The organism is Photobacterium indicum (assembly GCF_003026215.1).
GTDB lineage: Bacteria > Pseudomonadota > Gammaproteobacteria > Enterobacterales > Vibrionaceae > Photobacterium > Photobacterium indicum.
This window is the reverse complement of record NZ_PYOC01000004.1, coordinates 139160-164173: the sequence shown is the minus strand read 5'-3', so window position 1 is coordinate 164173 and position 25014 is coordinate 139160. Positions and strand designations below refer to the sequence as shown.

At 39.7% G+C, this 25014-nt stretch carries 24 protein-coding genes; 18 read left to right on the top strand and 6 right to left on the bottom strand.

Features of this window, described 5'->3' with window-relative positions:
• Positions 1-49: 49 nt before the first annotated feature.
• Genes C9J47_RS13560 through C9J47_RS13545 form a run of 4 tightly spaced genes read left to right on the top strand, consistent with a single transcriptional unit; the run spans position 50 to position 4202 of the window.
• Positions 50-445, top strand: a complete 396-nt coding sequence (locus C9J47_RS13560) for an FAD synthase family protein (protein ID WP_211321751.1) — start codon at positions 50-52, stop codon at positions 443-445.
• Complete coding sequence (locus tag C9J47_RS13555; RefSeq protein ID WP_245903464.1) at positions 445-1563, top strand: CDP-glycerol glycerophosphotransferase family protein; 1119 nt, start codon at positions 445-447, stop codon at positions 1561-1563. Before C9J47_RS13560 ends, C9J47_RS13555 begins: the two co-directional genes overlap by 1 nt.
• Entirely contained in the window at positions 1547-3442 is a 1896-nt protein-coding gene (locus C9J47_RS13550; RefSeq protein ID WP_107254013.1) for a hypothetical protein, read from the top strand. The genes C9J47_RS13555 and C9J47_RS13550 overlap by 17 nt, the downstream gene beginning before the upstream one ends.
• Positions 3408-4202 (top strand): hypothetical protein, encoded by a 795-nt coding sequence (locus tag C9J47_RS13545; RefSeq protein ID WP_107254012.1) that lies wholly within the window; start codon positions 3408-3410, stop codon positions 4200-4202. The genes C9J47_RS13550 and C9J47_RS13545 overlap by 35 nt, the downstream gene beginning before the upstream one ends.
• On the opposite strand, the gene C9J47_RS13540 is transcribed toward C9J47_RS13545, so the two are convergent.
• Positions 4173-5342: a CDP-glycerol glycerophosphotransferase family protein gene (locus tag C9J47_RS13540; protein ID WP_170107508.1), complete on the bottom strand. Its 1170-nt coding sequence runs from the start codon at positions 5340-5342 to the stop codon at positions 4173-4175. The genes C9J47_RS13545 and C9J47_RS13540 overlap by 30 nt on opposite strands.
• A gap of 54 nt (positions 5343-5396) precedes the next feature.
• On the opposite strand from C9J47_RS13540, the gene C9J47_RS13535 reads away from it, so the two are divergent.
• Positions 5397-6353, top strand: coding sequence for an NAD-dependent epimerase/dehydratase family protein (locus C9J47_RS13535; RefSeq protein WP_107254010.1), 957 nt, complete (start codon positions 5397-5399; stop codon positions 6351-6353).
• 30 nt (positions 6354-6383) lie between these two features.
• Here C9J47_RS13535 and C9J47_RS13530 read toward each other — a convergent pair whose 3' ends face one another.
• A complete protein-coding gene (locus C9J47_RS13530) occupies positions 6384-8288 on the bottom strand; it encodes a polysaccharide biosynthesis protein (protein ID WP_107254009.1) in 1905 nt (634 codons plus the stop codon).
• Between the two features lie 240 nt (positions 8289-8528).
• On the opposite strand from C9J47_RS13530, the gene C9J47_RS13525 reads away from it, so the two are divergent.
• From C9J47_RS13525 to C9J47_RS13515, 3 genes are all read left to right on the top strand, one after another.
• On the top strand, positions 8529-9092 hold the full coding sequence (locus C9J47_RS13525) for a sugar transferase (protein ID WP_107254008.1): 564 nt from the start codon (positions 8529-8531) through the stop codon (positions 9090-9092).
• Between the two features lie 74 nt (positions 9093-9166).
• Entirely contained in the window at positions 9167-9700 is a 534-nt protein-coding gene (locus tag C9J47_RS13520; RefSeq protein ID WP_107254007.1) for an elongation factor P hydroxylase, read from the top strand.
• A gap of 50 nt (positions 9701-9750) precedes the next feature.
• Positions 9751-10020 carry a YfcL family protein gene (locus C9J47_RS13515; RefSeq protein ID WP_107241470.1) on the top strand — a complete coding sequence of 90 codons (270 nt, stop codon included), beginning with the start codon at positions 9751-9753 and terminating at the stop codon, positions 10018-10020.
• Positions 10021-10917: 897 nt separating this feature from the next.
• Here the strand turns inward: C9J47_RS13515 and C9J47_RS13505 are convergent.
• The 4 genes from C9J47_RS13505 to C9J47_RS13490 form a co-directional block, all read right to left on the bottom strand.
• Positions 10918-13098 (bottom strand): YjbH domain-containing protein, encoded by a 2181-nt coding sequence (locus C9J47_RS13505; RefSeq protein WP_107254006.1) that lies wholly within the window; start codon positions 13096-13098, stop codon positions 10918-10920.
• A complete protein-coding gene (locus C9J47_RS13500) occupies positions 13098-13961 on the bottom strand; it encodes a capsule biosynthesis GfcC family protein (protein ID WP_245903462.1) in 864 nt (287 codons plus the stop codon). The genes C9J47_RS13505 and C9J47_RS13500 overlap by 1 nt, the downstream gene beginning before the upstream one ends.
• Before the next feature lie 18 nt (positions 13962-13979).
• Positions 13980-14684: a YjbF family lipoprotein gene (locus C9J47_RS13495; protein ID WP_107254004.1), complete on the bottom strand. Its 705-nt coding sequence runs from the start codon at positions 14682-14684 to the stop codon at positions 13980-13982.
• Positions 14685-14843: 159 nt separating this feature from the next.
• Entirely contained in the window at positions 14844-15152 is a 309-nt protein-coding gene (locus C9J47_RS13490) for a hypothetical protein (RefSeq protein WP_107254003.1), read from the bottom strand.
• A gap of 615 nt (positions 15153-15767) precedes the next feature.
• On the opposite strand from C9J47_RS13490, the gene C9J47_RS13485 reads away from it, so the two are divergent.
• The 10 genes from C9J47_RS13485 (at position 15768) to C9J47_RS13440 (ending at position 24829) form a co-directional block, all read left to right on the top strand.
• Positions 15768-16904, top strand: coding sequence for a polysaccharide export protein (locus tag C9J47_RS13485; RefSeq protein ID WP_107254002.1), 1137 nt, complete (start codon positions 15768-15770; stop codon positions 16902-16904).
• A 64-nt stretch (positions 16905-16968) separates the two neighbouring features.
• Entirely contained in the window at positions 16969-17241 is a 273-nt protein-coding gene (locus C9J47_RS13480; RefSeq protein ID WP_245903459.1) for a four helix bundle protein, read from the top strand.
• Between the two features lie 157 nt (positions 17242-17398).
• Positions 17399-17839 carry an arsenate reductase/protein-tyrosine-phosphatase family protein gene (locus C9J47_RS13475; RefSeq protein WP_107254001.1) on the top strand — a complete coding sequence of 147 codons (441 nt, stop codon included), beginning with the start codon at positions 17399-17401 and terminating at the stop codon, positions 17837-17839.
• 79 nt (positions 17840-17918) lie between these two features.
• Positions 17919-20093 carry a polysaccharide biosynthesis tyrosine autokinase gene (locus tag C9J47_RS13470; protein ID WP_107254000.1) on the top strand — a complete coding sequence of 725 codons (2175 nt, stop codon included), beginning with the start codon at positions 17919-17921 and terminating at the stop codon, positions 20091-20093.
• A gap of 237 nt (positions 20094-20330) precedes the next feature.
• Positions 20331-21446 carry a dTDP-glucose 4,6-dehydratase gene (gene rfbB / locus C9J47_RS13465; protein ID WP_107253999.1) on the top strand — a complete coding sequence of 372 codons (1116 nt, stop codon included), beginning with the start codon at positions 20331-20333 and terminating at the stop codon, positions 21444-21446.
• Positions 21446-22339 (top strand): glucose-1-phosphate thymidylyltransferase RfbA, encoded by an 894-nt coding sequence (rfbA, locus tag C9J47_RS13460; protein WP_107253998.1) that lies wholly within the window; start codon positions 21446-21448, stop codon positions 22337-22339. The genes rfbB and rfbA overlap by 1 nt, the downstream gene beginning before the upstream one ends.
• Positions 22340-23218, top strand: a complete 879-nt coding sequence (gene rfbD / locus C9J47_RS13455; protein WP_107253997.1) for a dTDP-4-dehydrorhamnose reductase — start codon at positions 22340-22342, stop codon at positions 23216-23218.
• A 15-nt stretch (positions 23219-23233) separates the two neighbouring features.
• Positions 23234-23779, top strand: coding sequence for a dTDP-4-dehydrorhamnose 3,5-epimerase (gene rfbC / locus C9J47_RS13450; RefSeq protein ID WP_107253996.1), 546 nt, complete (start codon positions 23234-23236; stop codon positions 23777-23779).
• Between the two features lie 136 nt (positions 23780-23915).
• Positions 23916-24314, top strand: a complete 399-nt coding sequence (locus tag C9J47_RS13445) for a sugar 3,4-ketoisomerase (protein WP_107253995.1) — start codon at positions 23916-23918, stop codon at positions 24312-24314.
• Entirely contained in the window at positions 24311-24829 is a 519-nt protein-coding gene (locus tag C9J47_RS13440) for a GNAT family N-acetyltransferase (protein WP_107253994.1), read from the top strand. The genes C9J47_RS13445 and C9J47_RS13440 overlap by 4 nt, the downstream gene beginning before the upstream one ends.
• Positions 24830-25014: the final 185 nt, after the last annotated feature.

Here is a 25014-nt window from a genome sequence, read left to right as displayed (position 1 = left end):
ACTTCGAATTGATTCTATCATTATAATTACCACTGAAATGAGGTTAGTTGTGTCTAAGCGAGTTATTACATTTGGCACATTTGATGTGTTTCATATTGGTCATATCAATATTTTAGAGCGTTGTGCATCATTAGGCGATACATTAATTGTTGGTGTATCTAGCGATGAACTTAATTTTAGTAAAAAGCAGCGCTACCCCATTTACGATCAAGCAAGTCGATTGAAAATCGTTCAATCCCTTAAGTTTGTTGACGAAGTGTTTATTGAGCACTCTCTTGAAAAAAAACGTGAATATATTGAATTTTATCGTGGCGATGTGCTAGCGATGGGAGATGATTGGAAAGGGCGTTTTGATGAATTTAATGATATCTGTGATGTTGTTTACTTTCCAAGAACGCCATCGATCTCGACAACAGAAATAATTGAAATTGCTAAGAAGTTTTAATGTTAAAGCGCAAATACAAAAAAGTAATATTTAAACTAATTAGATCACTTGTTGATCCTTTATTTAAAAAAAATAAAAAGAGGGTTGTGCTTTATGCTTCAACAGGTATTTTAGATGCTAATCTAATTTGTGTTGAAGCGTATTTGAAAGCTTACCATCCTGAATTTGAAGTAATTATCATAAAAGGTAAGCATAAGTTATCCATACGCAATCGACTAAAAGCATTAATTTCGTTTTTTACGGCTTATTACTTGATTGTCGATCACGCAATACCTCGGTTTTTAACGAATAATAAAAGGAAAATTTATAATGTCTGGCATGGTATCCCATTAAAAACAATTCGTCATTTTGACGATAAGCGATTCAAAGAGAGCTTTCTGGACTTTGAATCAAAAAATCTAAACGGTTTAGTTTGTTCTTCTATGTTGGATATGGCTGTTATGTCGGCTTGTTTTCAAGTACCACCTAGTCGGTGCATTCTTTCTGGACTCCCTCGTAATGATTTGATATTTCAAGGTCAGTTAGAATGGTATGAGGACGCACAAGAAGCACTGCTTATTGAGCAATTACAAGGAAGAAAGCTTGTCTCATGGATGCCAACCTATCGTGGTTCTTGGCATGAAAATAATGAAATTACGGGCTTTTCTGAACCTAATGAATGCCAACTGTTAGACTTCCTTAAAGCGAATAATGCTGTTTTAGGCGTTAGGCCGCATAAATTTAGTCGCCTTCAGCCCTTTCCCTTATTAGAAGCTGAAGGGTTACTCCTCGATTTGAAAGAATATAATGTTACGAATACGGTCTTAAAACATACTAATATTTTGATCACTGACTATTCGAGTGTCTGGCTTGATTATTCCATCATTTCATCAAATATTTGTTTGTACCTTTATGATGCGCAATTATATGACGGTGAGCGAGGTATGATATATCCACTGAATACGGTTTTCCCTGGTGATATATCTTATGATTTTAATCATCTCTTGATGGCTTTGAATCAATCTATGGCTTCGATGGGCAACAACTCACCGAAAGGTTCAGCTCTCTTTTTTAAATACCGCGATAATAATAATACGAAACGATTTGTCGAGGCCATTTTAGATGAAAAAAATTCATAACTTGATGAAAAAGACTGCTAACCGCCTGTATCGGACGGCCATTCAATATAGTATCGCTGGACGATATAACTTTGTTGAAAAGGTAATCGACGAAGAACATCTTATTCAAATTTTATCAACTGAGTACAAACCTAAATATTGTGTTTCATTCAACGCTGTATGGGAAGCATTTATAGACTTACGTCGAGCTAATCTATTTAGTCAGCTAGATCAGTTGTATTATAAAAAAGATTATTCTGAGTATATTATTCTGCTCGTAAAAAATATCCATATTATTATTCATTTGAATAAAACTAAATATTTAAGTTGGGCTGGATTAGTTACTAAAGGGACAGAGTTATCAAAGTACTATTTAGGTAAAGCCGTCTATTTACATCCGATTGCTATTAATGATATTACAACAGCAATTATCATTGAAGGTTACCCTGATAAAGCCGATATTAACTTATATCTTAGGAATATGACACTACGGTCAAAATTGTTATCACCTCTTGAATTTGGCTATTTGTTGTTAAAGGACGGCGAAGAAACCTATATGAGAAAGCTGGTTAAAAAATCCTACTTTGTGTCTAAGTTAAATGTAAAACAATATATAGCGTTGTTAAGTGCGCTAAATATGCCATCAGTACTTATTAAAATTCATGAAAGAAACAAAGACTATGCCTCTTATGATGTCAAAACATTCGAGCGTATTTATGACGCCTATACACGAGAGGGCTTACTTGATAATGCGAAGGCATTGTTTGATATAGCAGATAAGACTTTTTTTAATAATCAAAAAACACTTTCTAAAGCCATTAATCCACATATTATTAACAATAAATTGGAAAGGCACTATTGGTTTGCGAAAGGTGATCTCGTTAAAGCTTACGCTACTTACCGACGTCAGAACCTTGCACAAGTACTATCTCTGGTTTTTCCTAGTCAGTATACTCAGCTAACATCAGTAATTGAAAAAGCCCATCAACCGTTAGTTTTTGCTAGTTGGGGGCCTGGTGATGAAATTCGCTTCTCGCAGGTCTATAATATTTTAGTCCGTAAGAATTCGAATATTACTATTACTTGCGAACCTCGATTGCATAAAATTCTCTGTGAATTATACCCAGCTGTCAATTTTTTACCTGTGAATCGAACTCGCCGTGTGAATAATGAGTGCGCATCTATCTATGATGCTTTACCCCACAAAAAACTTCATCACTTGATGGATAATGCTCTATTTGATTCAATTGAACGCTACGACTCGATTTCTATGCTGACGGATTTATTATCTGAACAAATTGAAATTTATCTATCAGCAGAGCAAAAATATATTCAACCACCAGTAGCTTGTGTTAAGGATATCGCTTTAAAGAATGAAATTAATGAATTACAAAAAACTGGATGTAAATTAGTTGGGATTAGCTGGCGTAGTTCTATTATGACAACCAGTCGTAATGAGCATTATTTCACTATTGAGCAATTGATGTCGTTATTAAAACTAGAGGGTGTCATTTTTGTTAATTTACAGTATGGTGATTGTGCGGTTGAGCTTAATGAACTAGAAGAAAAGCATAACATTAAAATACATAATATCAATATCGATCATTATAACGATTTTTATAGTGTAATTAATGTTATGCAGGGACTTGATGTAATTGTCAGTGCAGGCACAACAGTCTTGGAATTGGCGGGTTTAGCTGGTACACCAACGTATGCATTAACAAATAGTCATGGTGTATCGTATCGCGTTAGTGAAAGCCATAAGGATTTATGGTTTAGTAATATTCATTATGTTCCATCTATGTCGCATTTAACTAAGTGTGAAGTCGTTAATTATATATCTACTGAGCTATATCGTGTTTTCAATGAAGATAAAACAAAAGTTATTAACAGTAAATAAACGACTGTTTGGTTTCTTTACCACGATCAAACAATTGTTTCCCTTCTTTAAACAAGACGTGGACATCGAAGTTTTTCGTGTCTGCGCAACCATGTTTTGTAGTAAATTTCTTAATATGATTGTAATGTTTATTCCTCTTAAATTACTATTCGTTTTGTCTGGTTCTAAAAATATTGATTTCTTAGAACAAATTGAAATGAAAGTTGGGCGTTCAACTTATATCACTACAATGATGATGATAGTAATTGTATTGTACTTAATAAATACGTGGGTTCAGATTTATAAAGGGAAATTAATTAGTAGACAGCAACAGAGGATTGAAAAAAAACCGTATCAATTTAATGGCAAGGCACTATCAACAAGGATTGTAATACGAACATATGCTGCTTATTGTCAGATTATAGCCGATGTGATACTTATTGTTTTAATTACAGCGTTAATGTTTATTCTTAATGTACACTATGCGCTTTATTTCACGGCTGTGATCTGCGTTTATTTTATCATTATTGAGTACTGGGTTTTTTCAAATCATGACACCAGATTACTCAAGAAACTTAATATTGATAAAAAGCAATTTATTAATGCTCTTTCGAGTATTTTTTACCTTGTTTTGTTCATTGGTATTGTTTCTGTTGTTCTCTCAACAGAAATTCATATCTTATTAGCTATTTTAATACTGTTATTAGTTCGATTAGTAAACGGTGCTCTAAAAACATTTTTTTCCAGCCAATTAATTATTCGTCAGCACTATCTTTCTTAGTTGATCATTTAATAGGCAATCAATATCCTGAGCATTCGGTGTAATGTTCAGGATATTCAGTTGTTCTCCTGGACGATGTCTTTTGTCGATACAGAATAATTTTTCTACACTGTCAATAGTATCTCCCCATGTAACCTCTTCATAATCAAACGAAAATCCAACAGCTTTCTGATAAGCTTCCCTATCATAAGGAATAAAGCCAACGGGCTTATCGAGCATTGCAAAATCACAATAAATACTGGAATAATCAGTCAGTAGAATATCAAATTGGTCAAGGTGTTCAGTGATATCTTCAATAACTTGACTGTTTAGATTGATCACTTGGCTATTGAGGTAAGGGGATAGATCACCTTCAAATTTTGGATGAAGACGAACAAATATCACCATATTGCCTTCAATAAGTTGCTGCTCCATGGTTTGTGTTGAGTAATCTGCAAACGGGAACAATTTAACATCTTCGTATGGACGCCAAGTCGGGCTGTAAAGCACTAATTTCGTTTCGCCATCAGTACGAAACTGATTGATAAAATCAGATTGGCTGTAACTCATTGACTCTAAACGTGGTTGAGACATCACCATGACCTGTTCATGTGATATGCCAAATGCCTTACCAATGTATTCAGCAAAGAAATCAGAAGGGCTCAGGTAATAAGTTACATTTGTGGTCATTAACTTATAATAAGCGCGTTTTAACCAACTCGCAGAACCATCCATTAAACCGATATTCTTAATTGGTGTACCGTGTCCGAGTTGAAGCACAAAGCGGTTGTGATTGAGAAAAATGCCTCCAATTGGTGGATCCATGGTACTCATGATCCAGCCGGCAGCATTTAAGATATAGCACTTATTGCTAAACCCTTTGCTCGATATGAAATAATCACCATATTTTTTGGATAACGCTTCTCGTTTGGCTATATCATTGATAACAAATTTTATCTCGTAGCCTTGTGTTTCAAGATTGTCTTTATGGTTAATAAATAGATATTTTGAATTAAACGTAAAATCGGTATTTACCGTTGAATTAAAAATAATGCGCTTTTTTCTTTTTAATAAAAGGAAGACAAAAGACAGTAAGAATCCTGAGCTGGCATCCAGTAAGCGTTGTATGAGAAATTTGTTTTTATTATTAATTTTAAACATTACGATGAACCAACTTAAATAATTGCGGTATAGTAACATAGGTGTTTTTAAATAATGAGTTTACGAGTGAAAAGGGTATTAGTTACTGGCGGAAATGGATTTATAGGGCAAAGTGTTGTCACTCATTTAGCAGAACAATGTCAGGTTAGAGTATCTCTGCGTAATGAAAGCGCAACATTTAAACGTATTCCTAATGACACGGTGTTTGATAAAGTGACTATCGGAGAACTTTCGGCTGACACTGATTGGTCTCTAGCATTATCAGATATTGATGTTGTTATACATTTAGCGGGTCGCGCACATGTCTCAAGGGACACCGCTGAGTCTCCCATTGATGAGTTTCGTAAGGTTAACCGGGATGCCAGTGTTAATTTATTACGTCAAGCAGCTAAACAAAATGTATCGCGATTCGTTTTTGTTAGTTCAATAGGTGTTAATGGCAATACCACGTTACCAGGCTCTCCTTTTTCAGAACATTCCGTCCCGAATCCAATAGAAGCTTATGCTATTTCTAAGTTTGAGGCTGAGCAATGTTTAATAGAGGAAGCCAGTAAATTAGATGTCGAACTTGTTATCGTGAGACCTCCTTTAGTCTATGGCCCTACAGCGCCAGGCAATCTTAATAAACTGCTTAAGTTAGTAAAATATTGTCCAATCTTACCTTTTGGTCTTGTAAATAATCAAAAAAGTTTTATTTCGATTACCAATCTTGTTGATTTCTTAGAGGTTTGCTCTTTTCACCCACAGGCTGCTAATGAGTGTTTTCTGATTGCAGAGGATGAAGCGATTTCAACGAAAGAATTGACAGATATTTTAGCAAATAGCTGTAATAAAAAGGTCTGCAATCTACCTATACCAGTTTGGATAATGACAAAATTTGCAAAATTAGCAAATAAGGAAGCACTTGCTAATCAATTATTTAATGACCTAGTTATCGATAATGCTAAAGCTAAAAAATTACTAGGCTGGCAGCCGCAATTCTCAATGAAAAGTGGGCTGCCGTTGAATTAGCATTCATGTGCTGTAGTAAGAGTGTTAATTTTACTGAACATTTAGCTTTGGGTTATAAAGTAAATCTTTAATCTCGCACTGAGGGATATAGCCAGTAGGCGTTGTTAATAAAATCTGCCTGAGAGATTCGATATCAAAGATATGACAGCAATGGTCTAAATTTTGTAAAACAATTTCCATTTCAGCCCAAGAGAGTTTGTCTTCTATAGCTGTCATTATTTTAGGGTGCTCGGTACCAGTGACATTTTCACCGATTAATAATTCTTCATATAATTTTTCACCGGGTCTTAAGCCTGTAAATTTAATTTCGATATCACCTTCTGTATTTTCAGCGCACTTTTCACTCATTCCCATTAAATGCACCATTCGCTTTGCTAGGTCGAGTATTTTTACTGGCTCTCCCATATCGAGAACAAAGACTTGACCGTTATTGCCAATATTGCCTGCTTGTATCACGAGCTGCGCGGCTTCAGGAATAAGCATGAAATAACGTATAATATCGGGGTGAGTAACCGTGACAGGTCCACCTTGTTTTATTTGTTCCCTGAAGAGTGGTACAACAGAACCTGACGATCCCAGTACATTGCCAAATCTTACCATGGTGAAGTTTGTTTTCGTCTGATCTTCTGCGAGTGATTGTAAAACTAATTCAGCCATTCGCTTACTTGCGCCCATAACGTTAGTCGGACGTACCGCTTTATCCGTTGAGATTAATACAAAATTTTCTACACCTGCTTTTATGGCTGCTTGCGCAGTAAAGAGTGTACCAAATACATTATTACGTATGCCTTCGATCATATTATGCTCAACAATTGGAACATGTTTATATGCAGCTGCGTGATATATGGTATTAACTTTGTAGTTAGTCATTATGTTTTCGACGCGATTTTTATTTTGAACAGAACCGAGTGCAGCAATAATACGAATTTGTAGTTTTTTAAATCGAACTATTTGGAGCAGCTCTTTTTCGATATTGTATAAATTATATTCATTTAATTCGAATAATACGATTGTTGTAGGATTTCTACTAATGATCTGTCGACATAATTCGGATCCGATAGACCCACCTGCACCCGTTACCATCACAGATTTATTTTCAATGGCGTTTCTCATCAAGTTTTCTTGAGGTGTAACGGTATCTCGACCTAATAAATCGGCAATATCAAGATCTTTAATTTCAGTCAAATTAGCACGGCCCAATGCAACATCTTCTACTGATGGGACTGACTTTATACCGATCGGCCAATGAGAGAGCTTATCGACTAAACGTAAGCGCTCTCCTTTACTGATATTATTAATAGCAAGCAAGAGTTTCACGGGTTGATACAATCCGTTAAGTTGCTCGAATTTTGTACTGTCATAAACACGTAACCCATAAATAATGTTGCCAACTTTATGCTTATCGTCATCAATGAATGCAACAGGGTGGTATTCAGAACCTTGTTTTAATGCGTAGGCTAATTCTCTACCGATTGCCCCGCCCCCATAGATAAGTACATTGGGTTTTCCTCTTCGATAGTGTCGGTCGAAATACATACGGATCAATATTCTTGGTGAGCCTAAGAAGATGACAGCGAGCCCGGTATAAATAGCTGGAACACTTCGATGAATATACGAATGAAAATAAAAGCCTGATATAGCGAGTGCTAATGCTGATGCAACAACGGCGAGAACGATATGACCTAACGCTGGTACTATCATATAGCGCAAAACGGCTCTATAAAGTCCGAGCTTTGCGAAGATAGCAATAGTGACAATGATTGTAACAAGAAAGCTTGCTATTTCATCTTGGCTTAATGGGATTGCCAGCTTACCAATACGCAATGCGATCGCTGCGTAAAGGGCGAATGTGATTGCAAGAATATCATAGGCAATAGTGACTGCACGTTTAGTGGTACGTTTAGCGCTGAATAGAGAAATAATTGGTTGAAGCATGAAAATACACCTAAATAGACTTGTCTACATTGTAATGTTTGTCGTAGTTACAGGCTAGTTATTTACCGTATGATAAAAATTAGTATTTATTTTTTTGATATACACCACTTTGGTAAGTAAAGGCTGCTTAATATATGTACATAAGATAGAGTGGTTCAAAAACGATGCGTAATTGATAGTAGACCTATACAATGGACAAAGCGCTTACTATCATGTCAAAAAGTTGGAATAGAGACAATTATGCATTCACCGTTTATTCGCGTTTTAGATTTGAGCTTTGCATTTATCGGCTTGCTGATTTTATGGCCCATCTTACTGGTTGTGTGCGTTATTGGGTATTTTGATTCAGGTTCTCCGGTCTTTTTGCAACAGCGTGTTGGTCGTAATAAAAAGCCGTTTACATTAATCAAATTACGCACCATGCCCATCAATACGCAATCGGTCGCTACACACATGGTTGATGCCTCGTCTGTGACTCGTTACGGGCATTTCCTTCGCAAAACGAAGTTAGATGAGCTGCCGCAATTGATCAATGTGTTAAAAGGGGATATGAGCTTTGTGGGTCCTCGTCCATGCCTGTTTAATCAGCATGAACTGATTACGGCGCGAGAGCATCGTGGTGTATTACATGTATTGCCTGGTATTACTGGCTTAGCGCAAGTGAATGGCATTGATATGTCTGTTCCAGAAAAATTAGCGAAAGTCGATGAAGAGATGATTCGTACTTTTTCATTGACAGCATACTTTACGTATATTCTACAAACTGCAACGGGTAAAGGTTCTGGCGATAAAATCAAACACTAATACGCGTCATCAATAGTCAGTCTATCGTACCGTCTGACATATACTCTTTTTCTCACGTTTTATATAGCCCTTTTATGCCACATAAAAATGATGATTTAATTGCTATTTTTAATGATACCTTTTTAGACCGCTTTAACACTGAGTTAGTATTAGGCGGTGATGAACCTCTCTACTTACCTGCAGATGTTGATAATGCTCATCACCGTATTATTTTTGCTCGCGGCTTTTTTGCCTCTGCCATGCACGAAATTGCGCATTGGTGTATTGCAGGACCACAACGTCGCTTGTTAGAAGATTACGGCTACTGGTATGAACCCGATGGACGAATCGATGCAGTTCAAGCGGAATTTGAGATCGTTGAAATAAAACCACAAGCTGTTGAGTGGATCTTGTCTGCAAGCTGCGGTTTTCGATTCCAAGTAAGCTGTGATAACTTGAGTGGAGACAGAGAGCCAGATAGGGTAGGCTTCACATTGAAAGTGAGAGAGCAGGTATTATGCTATTTAGTGCAAGGTATGCCCGAGCGAGCTCAGGTTTTATCAGACCGTTTACGTGTGTATTATCAAGTTGACCCCCTGACATCGGCTCAGTTTCCAATGCCTGCTTAGCTCCTAGGCCGTATTCACGCTTACTAATAATTGATTGAAGAGTAATGAACATGATCCAGCAATATGAAGAAAAGTTATCCTGCTTGATAGACCAAATGGTAGAAACAGCCTCTGATGATGAGCTATTTGCTGGCGGTTACTTGCGTGGTCATATTTCATTATCGGCAGCAGAATGTGAGCTTAACGGTATAGCATCGATTGATGTAATGAAAGAAGCGGTTGATACCAGCATAGCGCAAGCACAATCTGAACTAACGCCAGCCGATCAACTGATTGTTAAAGAGATGTGGCAGCAGCTTCAGGCACGTACTTCTGTGTAAATGGCAACTAACTAATTGATACAAAAACGCTGTAATGACCCTCATCATTACAGCATTTCTTTTTATCTGCAGGAAAAACTTACTTCAGAGCTTAACCTAATTTTGCGCACTCAAATATTTCTGCTTGTAATCTGATGCTTTTGCAAAAACAAGCATAGGAAATGCAACTAATACAAAACCGAGAGAGAAAATAATTGATTCATTCGCTAATAATTCGTAGCAGCTTACAAAAAAAATGCTGAGTACGACGAGTAAATTGAATTTATGAACCAATGGGTGGTTCACGGAAAAGTGAGCATAAGCCCTAAACATATCACAACCTCTTCTATGTTGAATTGTCATCAACTTAATTATGTAATCAGTCAATAATATCTCATTTTTATCGTTAACATGCTTATTTTCTCTAGAGTTGGGACTAATCTCTGTTGATTCTCGATTTTTTATTATTGATATGATAGGTGAAGTGTGGTCGTCAATTATATTGACTTCAACGGGAGTGGCGAAACAAACCTGACAGGTTTTTGACATGTCGACGTTATCAATACTATTTTCTAATACCCATTATGTCTGGGGGGGGCGTCTGAGTGAAATGTGGTGTGTGAGCATCTCTTGTAACGGTTCTTTTTTGTCTCAATTTTTGAGTGTAAAAATCATTGTTGTCTTCAATAAAGAGACTTACCTGTAACGCGTTTATTTTTATCTTTTTTTGTGCAGGCATTGATGGTTATTCATAGGGTCAGCTATTTGCACCACTTTATCGATGGAGCTTTAAATAAGCCTTTGTGAACGGTCATAAATGGTTATTTAATCCACCTAGAATATTATAAAAAACGGCTCGACGATTATATTAATCGTCGAGCTGTTTTGCGTTTAAGTGCTCAGACTTCGTGAATACGCTTAGTTCATGGCTTTACGTTCATACCATGGGCTACGCGCATCGGTCACGCCGTACAGATTGTACTTACGGTTCAGCATCTGACCACCATCACGGCTCAGCGGCAACCACGAAATCGTTGCACGGTTGGTGCTCGGTTTCACGGTCATCACATCAAACGGGATCGAGATATAGAAACCTTTGTTGTAGCTACCTTCGCCGTATTCTTCGGCGGTTAAATCGGTTAGGGCAACAAACGCACCGGCAATCACGCCACTGTCAAACTGCTTCGAGAAATCAATGGTAACCCCTCTATCTTCCGTCAGATACTGACCGGCACTGACTTTGAACAAGGTATTCGGTAACCATTCCCATTGTGGCTGGTAGTAGGCGGTTAAGTGGCCTGTCATCGCACCGGTCTGCACGCGGTAGTCACGACCGGTCAGCGGATCGTATTGTACTTCTTCAGTAAAGAAACCAAATTGTGAATCCGGATCGCGCTGGATCACGTAGTTGGCATCGAGGCCTATAGCCCAGTTGCTGCCTTGTGGGCGGTATAACACTTCACTACCGACACCACCAAACATCATTTCTAGGTAGCCACCGTAGGCTTGACCGTACCAGTTGTCACCCATGCGATCCATCCAGGTCAGCTGGAGATTATCCATCCGTACCGGATTATCGTTGATGTACTGGCGGACCAAAGTACGGACACGCTTTAGATCCGTGCCATCGGGCGGCACTTCGTACAAGAATTTGTCATAGTTATCATACAGGTTGAAGTACAGCGAACCACCGACTTCAACATGATCGCCGAACCAATAATTGGCGCCCGCATTGATACCAATGTTGAACATGTAGAAGTCTTCAGAACCACCAATCGATTGCTGCAGTGTCGGTGATAGGCTGAAGTCCCAGTTTTTATCTGATTTAGCAACTAGCTTGCCTTGTGGGGCATCAGGAATATCCACGGTGGTACTGTCTTCCACCTTGGCACCAAAATACTCGTATTGCGCGACTTTGGCGTACTGCTCGCTGTCAATACGGGTTTCAGTAATGGCCTGATGATTGGAGGTTTCAATTAAGCGGTATTCTTTGGCCTCAGGCGATTGGTTCGCAATCACCGTCGCGGCACGCTTATGCGCTTCATTTCGGTCGCGGTACTTAGTTTGCGGCGCAACGACAGTGACTGTGTCGTCTGTGGTGTAAATCGTTGGATCTTCATAACCCGCAATCTGATGCAAGTCCTGAGCAAGTTGTTGCCAATCGGCATCACTCAGATTCTCAGTGCTTGTGTTTCGATGTAAATAAGCCGGTAACGGTTTATCCTGCCAGATGGCTTTGAGATCGTTAAAGTTGGTGTTGAGCGTAAAGCCAAAGGTCCAGGTATTGCCGCGCTCATAACTTAAGCGTGCATCGCCCCAGTTACCGAAGCGATACAGCACGCCATAATTGAATTTACTGTCTTGAGTCATATCAACCCCACCGCGGGTCACCGGGAAGTCGCTGATATAATCATTACCGTCATATTCGGCTTTTAAGCGAAGCGGTGCCCAGGGGCTCCGATATTCGACCCCGCCAAAGACGGCGCTACAGCCCGTGAACCAGCGATCAAAGTCGACACTGCCACCTTTTCCTTTAAAGCTGGTGTCTCGGCCACAGTCAATGCTATTGGCTTTATCGCCAGACAGGTTACCGCTATTACCCATATAGCCCCAGCCCACACCAACGGTGAAATCGAACGGGCCAGCATGTTTACTGGCAGCTATGAATTCGCCATCAAACAATCCAGTTCCGCCAAAGTCACGCACGCCAATAGCGGTTTCGGGGAGCCAGTAGCTTTCCTCTAACAGGCGAACCTTAAAATCGATGCCTTTATCTGTGTATTTGGTATCGCCACTGAAACTGGGATCATCACTGTAAAAAAGATCTTGGACCAAGGTGTAGCGAATAGTGGACTCCAACCACGGCAATAATTGAAGCGAGGCAGTGTAATGCATATATTCATCATTGTAGGTGGCGCCGATGCTGAATTCGCCTTCTGGTGCTGAACGCCCTGTTGGCATTTGGATCAGGCCTACACCACCAAAATCTGACTGTGAAGGGGTTAATACGGGGTAGCTGTAATCATCAGCTTGCGCCTGCAGTACTGGCAACATGGCCAATGTCAGGGCAGAGAGTGAGGTTTTTAAGACAGTATGCATTACAGTGCCCGATTCCTTAGCAGATTAATAATATCCTCGTTCAGCGTTTCAAACCCATCGGGTAATGAAGAAAAGCCTAAGTACACAATGGCGCCTGGGGCAATATCGTGATGATCGCGATTCCAATACGCAATCGGGTGTTGTTCTACCGTACCATCTGGCTGGATCACCCAAGCATCACTGTTATTGGCATTGCTGAGTGGTTTGCTTTTTTTTAGGTAAGCCTCTGCATCAAGCCGAGTTTGCCACTTTGCCCATACAGGCTTGTCGAGGGCGCCTAGCACTAAAATACGTTCAGGGCGTGGCGGCAGAATGAGTGTGAGATCTTGCGTGATGAGGGTGTTCGCCTGCTTGTTTAATCGCACATTGTCATAATCCAATGACGTAAAAATACGCTCACCCGTCGTGAGTTCTGCGATTTGCTGGCTTAAATTCAGTGCCGCTTGTTGTTGTTTACCTTGCCAGTGTGTCGCTAATTGGTTGAGTTGGGTGACAATTGCGTGTTGTTGTGGATGAGGAAAAGCGAGAAAGAGTGCGGCGCCTGTCCAATAAATACGCGAGTCTGTCTTAACATCATTGGCTAAAAACGCCGGTAGGTGCGTCAGGCTGTCGGATAAGACTTGTTTCATCCGCACAGGCGTTGAATAACTGAGCTGCAGTTGACGCTCAAACTGTATTGAGGTGGTAACATTGATGGCAAAAGGCTGAGTGTCTGTTGATGTAAGCGTCGCTGGTTTTGAAATAGTCGGCGTTGATGTATTAGCTGCCAGCGCATAAGTGACAGAGCTACAAGTAATCAGCGCGAGTAGCAGTAGGCGCCATAACTGGGATCGCAATGAATAGCGAGAGAATGATAAAAGCAAGGTTATGATCGTCCGTGTTTATGAATAAGGCTTCAATAAAGTCATGTCAATGACAGGTAAGCCGGGCGCCAGTGTTTGCTGGCTTTTAAGCACTTTCCCTGTTTTTCCATCGATCCAGAATTGATTTTTGTAACTAGTGTCGAGTGCGTCAATGGTGACAGATTCAATAAAATGCCATGTTTCAACTGGGCGCTCATTGATCATAATGACAGCGTTGTCTTGGCGTGCAAACCGAGAGGTTAATTGGTAACCAAAATGATAACCGGGTTGCCAATCAATGGTGCGTTGCCAATGCATAGGCGTACTGGCGCGTTGTAAACCTAACATCAGCGGATCGGGTTGAGAGCTATAGGTCTCAATCAAATTACCCTGAGGTAAGTTCAGGCTTTTGACTAATCGTCCGCCTTCAGTCACCAGCATGCCTTTATCGGATGACACCCATTTGAGTTGTGTTCTTTTGTTTGGGTTCTCTGGGGTTAATGGCAGAGCGGGTTCAGCCAAAGCCAATACCATAAAGGCTTGTGGCCCATTATCAACCTGCGCATAGAGGCTGGCGTAAGGCAGGCGCTGTACGTCATCGCTGGCGAGTTCGGTATCGTTATCACCAAAAAGCGCGAGTGATAACGTATCGTTAACATCATTAAATTTTTGGCTGCAGCCGGTAATACCTGCAGACAGTAGAATAGTCAGTGTTAAAAAGGTAAAGCGTTGAAATATCCGCATCCGAGCTGCTTATGTCCAAATTGAACAAGTAAAGAGTACTAAAAGGGTGGTTGAACGTGCCGTATTTTAATTATTAAAAAACAATAACCGCACTCAAAAGTGCGATCATTAAATAACACAGCTGTTTTTATTATTCTGTATTACATTACAGACGATGTATTAGCCTTGAGCGGCTGAAACAGAAGTCGTTGTGTTGTTGCTATCACCTGAATCTGCAACTGCAACTGCAGCTACTGCTACTGCTACACCAGCCGCTACTGCTGTTGCAGTAATGCCGCCAGCCGCTGCAGCTGTTGCGCCAGCTGTACCTGCTGCAGTACCCGTTGACGCTGCAGTACCCGTTGACGCTGCAGTACCTGTAGATGCTGATGTACCTGTAGTGCCCGCTGTAGTGCCTGTTTCAGTTGCAGCAAACGCAGAACTTGCCATTGACATTGCTGCCAGTAGAGCAATCGTTGTTTTCTTCATTCTATTTCCTTATTTGTATAAAAAATTATAAAAAGATCAAAGGTAATCTTCCTATTAATGATATGGGGATATGTAGACAATGGCAATGGATCCTTAAAAATGTCATAAAATCATTTTTAGTAGATAGGAACAGCGTCTCATTTATTTATGTAGAAATTGTGTTGATACTACTGTCAATTAGAAAGTTTTATCTTTATTTAAGGCTAGGTACCACAGTAAAAGAGGTTTTGCTCGCAACGCGTACTTGAAAGATATAAATTGATTTCTATTTCCCTGTATTGAGTGTAAAATGCAGCTCGATTTCATATAAAAGCCGATTTTATTTATCTACTTTTATAAAGCGATAGCCGTATCACACGGTTAATAAGTGACGTGTAACCAAGTCCTTTTCGCTATAAACATCAGCAGAAAAATAGATGAAAAACACTTCGTCTCTGCATCAATCAGCATATTGGGAGCTGCAACCTAAGGGCGGTAGCATGGAAAAAACCAATAGTGCACCTTAATCAGTATGATTTATCAAGATAGAATAATTTTTAGGAACGAGGCCTTAGCACCGTTTCCCCTTTGCTGCATCTGCAGTCCATCCATTTTTTAAGATTGAATTTATAGCATATGGATTTCACTAAGAAACTGCTTATTACCGTTATGGCTTCGACCATGCTGGTAGGCTGCACCGTGCCTGGTTCTCACTTGACGGTTGATGATAAAAATATTGTTGCCTCTAATCAGTCACAAGATAGCGATGTTAGCGATCAAGTTAATGTTTACCCTTTAACGGCAAATGCTGTTAATCAATTTAAAGCACCTGCAATTTTTTCTAAAACTAACCCAAGTTTAGACGCAGAAATCGTGCGTTATCAATACCGCATTGGCCCTGGTGATATTTTGAATATTACAATTTGGGATCACCCTGAATTGACTATTCCTGCAGGTTCTTACCGAAGTTCTGAAGAATCGGGTAACTGGGTACATGCCGACGGCACCATTTTTTACCCGTATATCGGTTTGGTAAAAGTGGAAGGTAAAACGGTGACGGAAATTCGCACTGAAGTCGCGAAACGTTTGGCAGAATTCATTGAAAGCCCACAAGTCGATGTGAATGTTGCTTCTTTTCGTTCGCAAAAATCGTATGTGACAGGGGAAGTGAACACTCCAGGTCAACAGCCTATTACCAATGTGCCATTAACCTTGCTCGATGCGATTAACCGTGCGGGTGGTTTAGCTGCTGATGCCGATTGGCGCAACATCACTTTAACCCGCAATGGCAAAGAAGAAAACCTGTCTCTTTATGCCTTGATGCAGCGTGGTGATTTAACGCAAAATCGATTGTTGCGTGCGGGCGATATTGTGCACGTGCCACGTAATGATGCTCAAAAAGTGTTTGTAATGGGCGAAGTGAACGATCCTAAGTTACTTAAAATAGATCGCGCAGGGATGAGTTTGACTGAGGCACTTAGTAATGTTGGAGGGATAAATGAATTATCTGCCGATGCAACCGGAGTTTTTGTTATTCGAAGTAATAAACAAACGGCTGAGAATGCCCCGATTATTGCGGATATTTATCAATTAAATATTCAAGAAGCGTCTGCTTTGATCATCGGTACTGAGTTTGCGTTAGAACCATACGATATTGTGTATGTAACGGCAGCGCCTCTGACTCGTTGGAACCGCGTTATTGCGCAGTTAATTCCAACAATTAATGGCTTTAATAACCTGACTGAAGGTGCACTACGAGTAAGAAACTGGTAGTGGAAAGTTGCGAGGGTCGAGAGGCTAGTGTCGAGTAGCTAGTTACTCTACCTAAGGGAAATGAATGCATTATCGAAAGTTAGATGTTTGGCAGAGAAGCTATCAGCTTACATTGAAAGTCTGTAAATTGATAAAGAGCTGTAAGGATTATGAATTGAAAGATCAAATTTCTCGCAGTGCAGTGTCTATACCTTCAAATATTGCTGAAGGTGCTGAGCGCCAGACGGCTAAAGATAATGTGCGTTTCTTATATTTTGCTAAAGGTTCTTGCGGAGAGCTTGTTACTCAGCTGATGCTTGCTAGGGATCTTGATTATATCCCCGAGGCAATAAAATGAACTGATTAACGAGTCAATAGAAGTTGGTCGCATGATCGGTGGGTTGATAAAGTACCGTTCATCGCAAATTAAAGAAAATAGGTAAGAGTGGCGAGGGCTAGTAACGTGTATCTAGTTACTCTCTACTCTCTACTCTCTACTCTCTACTGAGAAACTTATGTTCAATAAAATTCTTGTTGTCTGTGTGGGTAATATTTGCCGCTCACCGTCTGGCGAATATTTATTAAAACAACTCCTGCTGAATAAAACCATTAACTCGGCAGGTGTTGCAACAGCGAAAAGTGGCTTAAGTGGTAAACCTGCCGATAAGATGGCGAATACGGTGGCGCAAGAGCACGGTTATTCGCTTGATGATCATCAAGCGCAACAATTAACCCCTGAGTTGTGCCGTGATCATGATTTGATCTTGGTGATGGAAAAAGGGCACATTGATGCTGTTACTCATATTGCACCAGAGGCTAGAGGGAAAACAATGCTTTTTGGTCAATGGATAGGGCAACAAGATATTCCCGACCCATACCGCCAAAGCAGAGAAGCCTTTGATCATGCGTACATGTTAATAGAACAAGCCGCCAACGCATGGGCACAGAAGTTGTAAAGGCTTTAGTTGCGAGGTTCTAGAAACCAGAACCGAGAAACTAGAATCGAGAAACTAGAACCTAATTACTGGAAAATTCATGAGTGTTACGCAAAATTTACCCGAAAAAAACACCTCTTCTTCTGATGAAATCGATTTAGGCAAATTATTTGGCATTTTGATAGATAATCGTTGGTCTATTATCCTTATCACTTTTGTGTTTGCCATTGTCGGTGTAGCGTATGCGCTATTGGCAACGCCAGTCTATAAAGCCGATGCACTAATCCAAGTAGAACAAAAAAGTAGCGGTATGCCAGCCCTTGGTGATATGGGCGAAATGTTTGGCAGTGAATCTTCCGCAACCACTGAAATTGAAATTATAAAGTCACGCATGATCCTAGGTAAAACCGTTGATAAGTTGAACCTTACCACGGTAACCACAGCGCAATACTTGCCTGTTATCGGAAAGGGATTAGCCCGATTGCAAGGTGCTTCTATTGATCTTGACGTCGGCCGTTTTGATATTCCTGAGCATGTATTAGAACCTGTGTACACTTTGACGGTAACAGATATAAGCAGTGGTCAGTACGTATTAACCGATACTGGCGAGCGTGAAGTATTAACGGGTAAAGTCGGTGAGCTTGCTATTCAAGGCGATTATCGTTTATTTGTCACCTCGATCAATGCCGATACGGGATCAACTTTTATTGTAGCCAAACGTTCTCGTTTAGATGCGATCCAAGATTTACAGCAAAATCTTGCAGTGAGCGAGCGTGGCAAACAAACGGGTATTTTGCAGTTATCCTTGACGGGCCAAAACCGAACGGATATTGAACGAATTTTAAATGATATTAGCCAAAATTATTTTCTGCAAAATGTTGAGCGTAATTCTGCGGAAGCTCAAAATAGTTTGGCTTTTCTTCGTACACACTTACCGAATATAAAAACGGAATTAACCGCTGCTGAAGATAGACTTAATCGCTTTCGACAAGATAACGATTCGATTGATTTAGGTCTCGAAGCAAAATCAACCTTAGATGTAATGGTAACCTTAGAAGCACAGTTAAATGAACTAACATTTAAAGAAAGCGAAATTTCACAACGTTTCACTAAAGAACATCCCGCTTATCTCTCGTTGCTTGATAAACGTAAAGTCTTATTAGGCGAACGAGACCGATTAAATCGCCAAGTACAAAAACTACCGAAAACGCAGCGTGAAGTATTACGTATGACGCGTGATGTAGAAGTGAATCAGCAAATTTACGTACAATTACTGAATAAAGTGCAAGAGCTAAACATTGTTAAAGCCAGCACCGTGGGTAATGTACGTATTCTAGATGCAGCTCAATCTTATACCAACGCAGTAAAACCAAAGAAGCCATTGATTGTGGTATTAGCCACGTTACTTGGCGGTTTGCTGGCAGTGGCCATTGCGCTTTTACGCGCAGCATTCCATCGTGGTGTTGAAAACCCTGATGACATTGAAGCGATTGGCTTACCTGTTTATGCCAGTATCCCAATGTCTGATTGGCAAGTTGAGTTAGATAAAAAAATCCAAAATAAGAAAATAAAAACGGTTAATGAAACTCTATTGACCGTTTCAAACCCTGCTGATTTATCAGTCGAGGCACTACGTAGCCTGCGTACTAGCTTGCATTTTGCGATGATGGAAGCAAAAAATAATATCTTAATGATCTCCGGCCCTAGCCCAAGTATTGGTAAATCGTTTGTGTCTGCTAATATGGGCGCGGTTGTTGCTAAAGCAGGCCAACGTGTTTTAGTGATTGATGCCGATATGCGTAAAGGCCGAATGGAACGCCAAATGGCAAGTACGCATAAATCAGGGTTGTCTGACTATCTATCAGGTCAAATGGCCATTGAAGCTACTATAAAAGAGCCAGGCGTTGAAAATTTACATTATATCAGCCGTGGTGACGTGCCACCGAACCCATCTGAATTACTGTTACATCCCCGTTTCCAAGCGTTAATGGAATGGGCATCTGCGAATTACGATATGGTAATTATCGATACGCCTCCGATTCTTGCAGTTACCGATGCTGCTATTGTAGCGGCTCACGCTGGTACAACTTTTATGGTCGGTCGATTTGGTCAGAATGCAGTTAAAGAGATTGATGTTGCAAAACAGCGCTTTGAGAAAAATGGTGTTGAAGTGAAAGGCTTCATTTTAAATGCCGTAGTCCGTAAGGCGAGCAGTTATTATGGTGGTAATTATGGCTATTATAATTACAGTTATGAATCAAAAAAAGAGCTGTAATCTGACTTCTATTTCTTTTGTGTGTTGGACCTATTGGGACCCGTTCTTAAAAGGTAGTAAAACCCAGTCTTTACAAGGGATAGACCGCAATGGACTGTCTCAAAATGAAATAAATCCGTCTCAGTTTTAAATGAATAACTGAGAGCAACCTTTCAATAAATACAATGAAAAATCCCCTTCATTGCAAAATATGCTTTTGCATCATGGATAGTATCATTTCAAAGTAGGCTTAAATTAGTGAAAATTCTAGTTACCGGCGGCGCAGGTTTTATCGGCTCAGCAGTCGTGCGTCATATTATTGAGAATACAACAGACAGTGTTGTGAATGTGGATTGCCTGACATACGCAGGTAACTTAGAGTCACTTATCTCTGTAGAAGCAAGCGATCGTTATGCGTTTGAGCAAGTCAACATTTGTGACCGAGCAGCGCTTGATCGCGTGTTTACTCAGCATCAACCTGACGCGGTCATGCATTTGGCGGCAGAAAGTCATGTAGACCGTTCCATCACAGGGCCTGCTGCGTTCATTGAAACCAATATTGTAGGCACCTACACATTACTTGAAGCCACGCGCGATTATTGGAATCAGTTAGCTGATACGGAGAAACAAGCGTTCCGTTTCCACCATATCTCAACCGATGAGGTGTATGGTGATTTACCACATCCTGATGAAGTGGAAAGTGGGACAGAGCCTTCAGAAAATGAAAAGCTGCCAATGTTTTTAGAAACAACCTCCTATGAGCCATCAAGTCCTTACTCTGCGTCAAAAGCCTCTAGTGATCATTTAGTGCGTGCATGGCTACGCACTTACGGTTTGCCAACGATGGTCACAAACTGCTCAAACAACTACGGCCCATATCACTTTCCTGAAAAGCTCATTCCACTTGTGATTTTGAATGCTCTAGAAGGTAAAGCACTTCCGATTTATGGGAAAGGCGATCAAATTAGAGATTGGCTATTTGTCGAAGACCATGCCCGCGCACTGTACAAAGTAGTAACCGAAGGGAAGGTCGGCGAGACCTACAATATTGGTGGCCACAACGAGAAGCAAAACCTTGAAGTGGTACAAACTATTTGCTCAATTTTAGATACGCTAGTACCAAAAGAAACAGGGTATGCGCAGCAAGTAACTTACGTGCAAGACCGTCCTGGTCATGACAGACGCTATGCGATTGACTCAAGCAAAATGCAGCGTGAGTTAGATTGGACGCCAGTAGAGACTTTTGAAACAGGGCTTAAGAAAACGGTTCAATGGTACTTAGAAAACAGTGAGTGGTGCAAACATGTCCAAGATGGCAGTTATCAACGTGAGCGTTTAGGCGTCGAGTCAGCAGAAACTAAGGGAAGTAAATAATGAAAGGAATTGTTTTAGCCGGTGGTTCAGGTACGCGCCTTTACCCACTGACTCGTGGTACATCAAAACAAATGTTACCTATTTACGACAAACCCATGATTTTCTATCCAATTTCGACGCTAATGCTAGCGGGTATTCGTGATATTTTAATTATTACGACACCAGAGGATCAAGCTGGCTTTAAGCGACTGCTAGGTGATGGTTCAGACTACGGCATTAACTTTGAATACAAAGTTCAGCCAAGTCCAGATGGATTAGCTCAAGCGTTTATCATTGGTGAAGAGTTCATAGGTGACGACTCGGTATGCTTAGTGCTTGGTGACAACATCTACTACGGCCAATCTTTTAGTGAGCAGCTTAAACGCGCAGGTGAACTAACTTCGCAAGGCCTAGCAACTGTATTTGGCTATCAAGTTAAAGATCCTGAGCGATTTGGTGTGGTTGAATTTGATGAAAACATGAAAGCAGTTTCGATTGAAGAAAAACCAGAAACCCCCAAATCAAACTATGCAGTTACTGGGCTTTATTTCTATGACAACCGTGTTGTTGAAATGGCCAAGCAAGTTAAGCCATCTCATCGTGGTGAGCTTGAAATCACGACACTTAATGAAATGTACTTAAATGATGGTTCGCTGAATGTCGAGTTATTGGGTCGTGGTTTTGCGTGGTTAGATACAGGGACTCACGAAAGCCTTCATGAAGCCTCTTCATTTGTACAAACCATAGAGAACGTACAGGGCTTAAAAGTGGCGTGCTTAGAAGAAATCGCATGGCGCAATGGTTGGTTGAGTGATGAGCAAGTACTAACGCTAGCTAAACCTATGATGAAAAATGAATACGGACAGTATTTAACTCGGCTAGTAAATGACAATCAGAAAAAGGCTGTGAATTAAATGCGGGTACTAATTACAGGTTGCCATGGTCAAGTCGGTTATTGCCTTACAGAACAATTAGCAAAAAATGAAAACACAAGGGTACTCGCCCTAGATAAAGAGCACCTTGATATCACTAATCAAGAGGCAGTAGAGGCGACAGTTGCTGAATTTAAACCAACGATTATTATTAATGCCGCTGCCCATACAGCAGTCGATAAAGCAGAAGAGGAAGTTGAACTTTCTTATGCGATAAATCGTGATGGTCCACAGTATTTAGCCCAAGCAGCACAAAGCATTGGTGCTGCCATTTTGCATATCTCAACCGATTATGTTTTTGAAGGCAACAAAGAAGGTGAGTATGCAGAGAGCGACACGACCAATCCTCAAGGCGTTTACGGGGGAAGTAAGTTAGCAGGTGAAATTGCTGTTGCTAAAGCGTGCGATAAACACATTATTCTTCGTACGGCCTGGGTTTTTGGTGAGCAGGGTAATAATTTTGTTAAGACGATGCTTCGTCTGGCTAAAACGCATGATTCGTTAGGTATTGTGGGCGATCAATTCGGTGGACCCACTTATGCCGGAGATATCGCAGCAGCATTAGTCGTCATTACTAAAACAATTTGTAATGGTGAGAGCGATAAATTCGGTATTTATCACTTTTCTGGTTTACCCCATGTTAGCTGGAGCCAGTTTGCACAGGTTATTTTTGATGAAGCCGTAGAGCAAGCTGTTATTCAACAATCACCGACAGTTAATGCGATTACCACTGAAGAATATCCTACCCCAGCTAAGCGCCCCGCTAACTCTAAATTAGATACCAGATTAATTACCGAAAAATTTGCAATTCAAGCAAGTGATTGGAAATTAGCGCTTGGTAACATTGAAGCTTATACGTAGTAAATCGAGTTCATTATGAAAGTGATAGAAACAGCAATTTTTGATGTGAAGATTATTGAACCTACTGTGTTTGGTGATGAACGTGGTTTCTTTATGGAAACATGGAATCAAGCAAAATTTGAAGAGTTAGTAACGGGAAAGCCAACACAATTCGTACAAGATAATCACTCAAAATCCAAACAAGGTATTTTGCGAGGCTTGCATTTCCAAACTGAAAACACGCAAGGTAAGTTAGTGCGTGTCGTTTCAGGTGAAGTGTTCGATGTAGCGGTGGATATCAGAAAGGATTCACCAACATTCGGTCAATGGGTTGGCGTATTTTTATCTGCAGAAAATAAACGTCAGTTATGGGTGCCAGAAGGCTTTGCACATGGTTTTTATGTAACCAGTGAAGAAGCAGAGTTTGTTTATAAGTGTACTGATTATTATAATCCATATGCAGAACAAAGCATATTTTGGAATGATGCGATTTTAGATGTCAAATGGCCCCTAGAAGGACAACCACAATTATCAGAGAAAGATTCTAAAGGATTGTCTTTTTCAAATGTTATCGCTTTATAGCTATTTTCAATATTTATAAAGTTATTATTTCTTAAGATGAGGTTATATTGATTGTAGCGTAGATATTATAAGGATAAGTTATCCAATTCGGAGCTATTTGATAGATATTCTTTATCTGTAACTAATAGGTATAAGTATGAGCCTAATTAAACTCATTAAGTTAAATCCCTTAGGCGATGATAGAGGTAGTTTGATATCTTTAGAGGAAGGTATCAATATCCCTTTTGAAATAAAAAGGGTTTACTATATTTTTGACACCAAATCAGGAGTTTCCAGAGGTTATCATGCACATAAAAATCTGGAACAAGTGGTTGTTTGTGTAAAAGGCTCATGTCGGTTTATATTGGACGATGGTGATTCGAAAGAAGAAGTTACCTTAAATAGACCTGATGTTGGATTATATATTGATAATATGACATGGCGTGAAATGCATGAATTCAGTGAGGATTGTGTATTAGTCGTTCTCGCTAGTAATATATATGATGAATCTGACTATATTCGTGACTATCAAGAATTTAAGGGTAATAAACTATGAACCTTGAGTCAAAAACAATTAAGATGAGGTTGGTTCAGCCAGATGATGCGAAGTTTATACATTCATTGAGAACAAATGAAAAGTACAATAGTCATCTTTCTAAAATTACAGGTGATGTTAATCAGCAAAGAAAATGGATTGAGAAATACAAAGTTTTGGAGAAAGAAAGTAAAGAATTTTACTTTATAATAGAAAAACTAGATGGGATGCCTTGTGGTACAGTTAGAGTTTACGATCTAACTGATAATTCATTTTGTTGGGGGAGTTGGATTCTCAATGAAAATAAAACGAAATACTCAGCAATAGAAAGTGCGTTATTAGTCTATAAGTTTGGTTTTGACATTCTAGATTATAGTGAATCTCACTTTGATGTTAGAAAGGCTAATGAAAAAGTATTAGCTTTTCACAAGAAAATGGGTGCTGTTGAGTATAAAGAAGACTCTGATAATTATTACTTTAGAGTATCTAAATTTTCAATCGATAAAGTAAGAAAGAAATTTTCAAAATTACTATAATGGTAAAGAATTTTTCAGTTTTGCTATCATTGAAGTATCAAAATCAATTAGTAATCATATTTATGTAAATAAGATAAGTTTTGATTTATATTCAATACATCAAGATAGTAAAGCAACTGTAAATGGAATACGAAAGAAACTAAATTTAAACGAATAAAAAATACCGTTTCTTGGACTAACCCAGG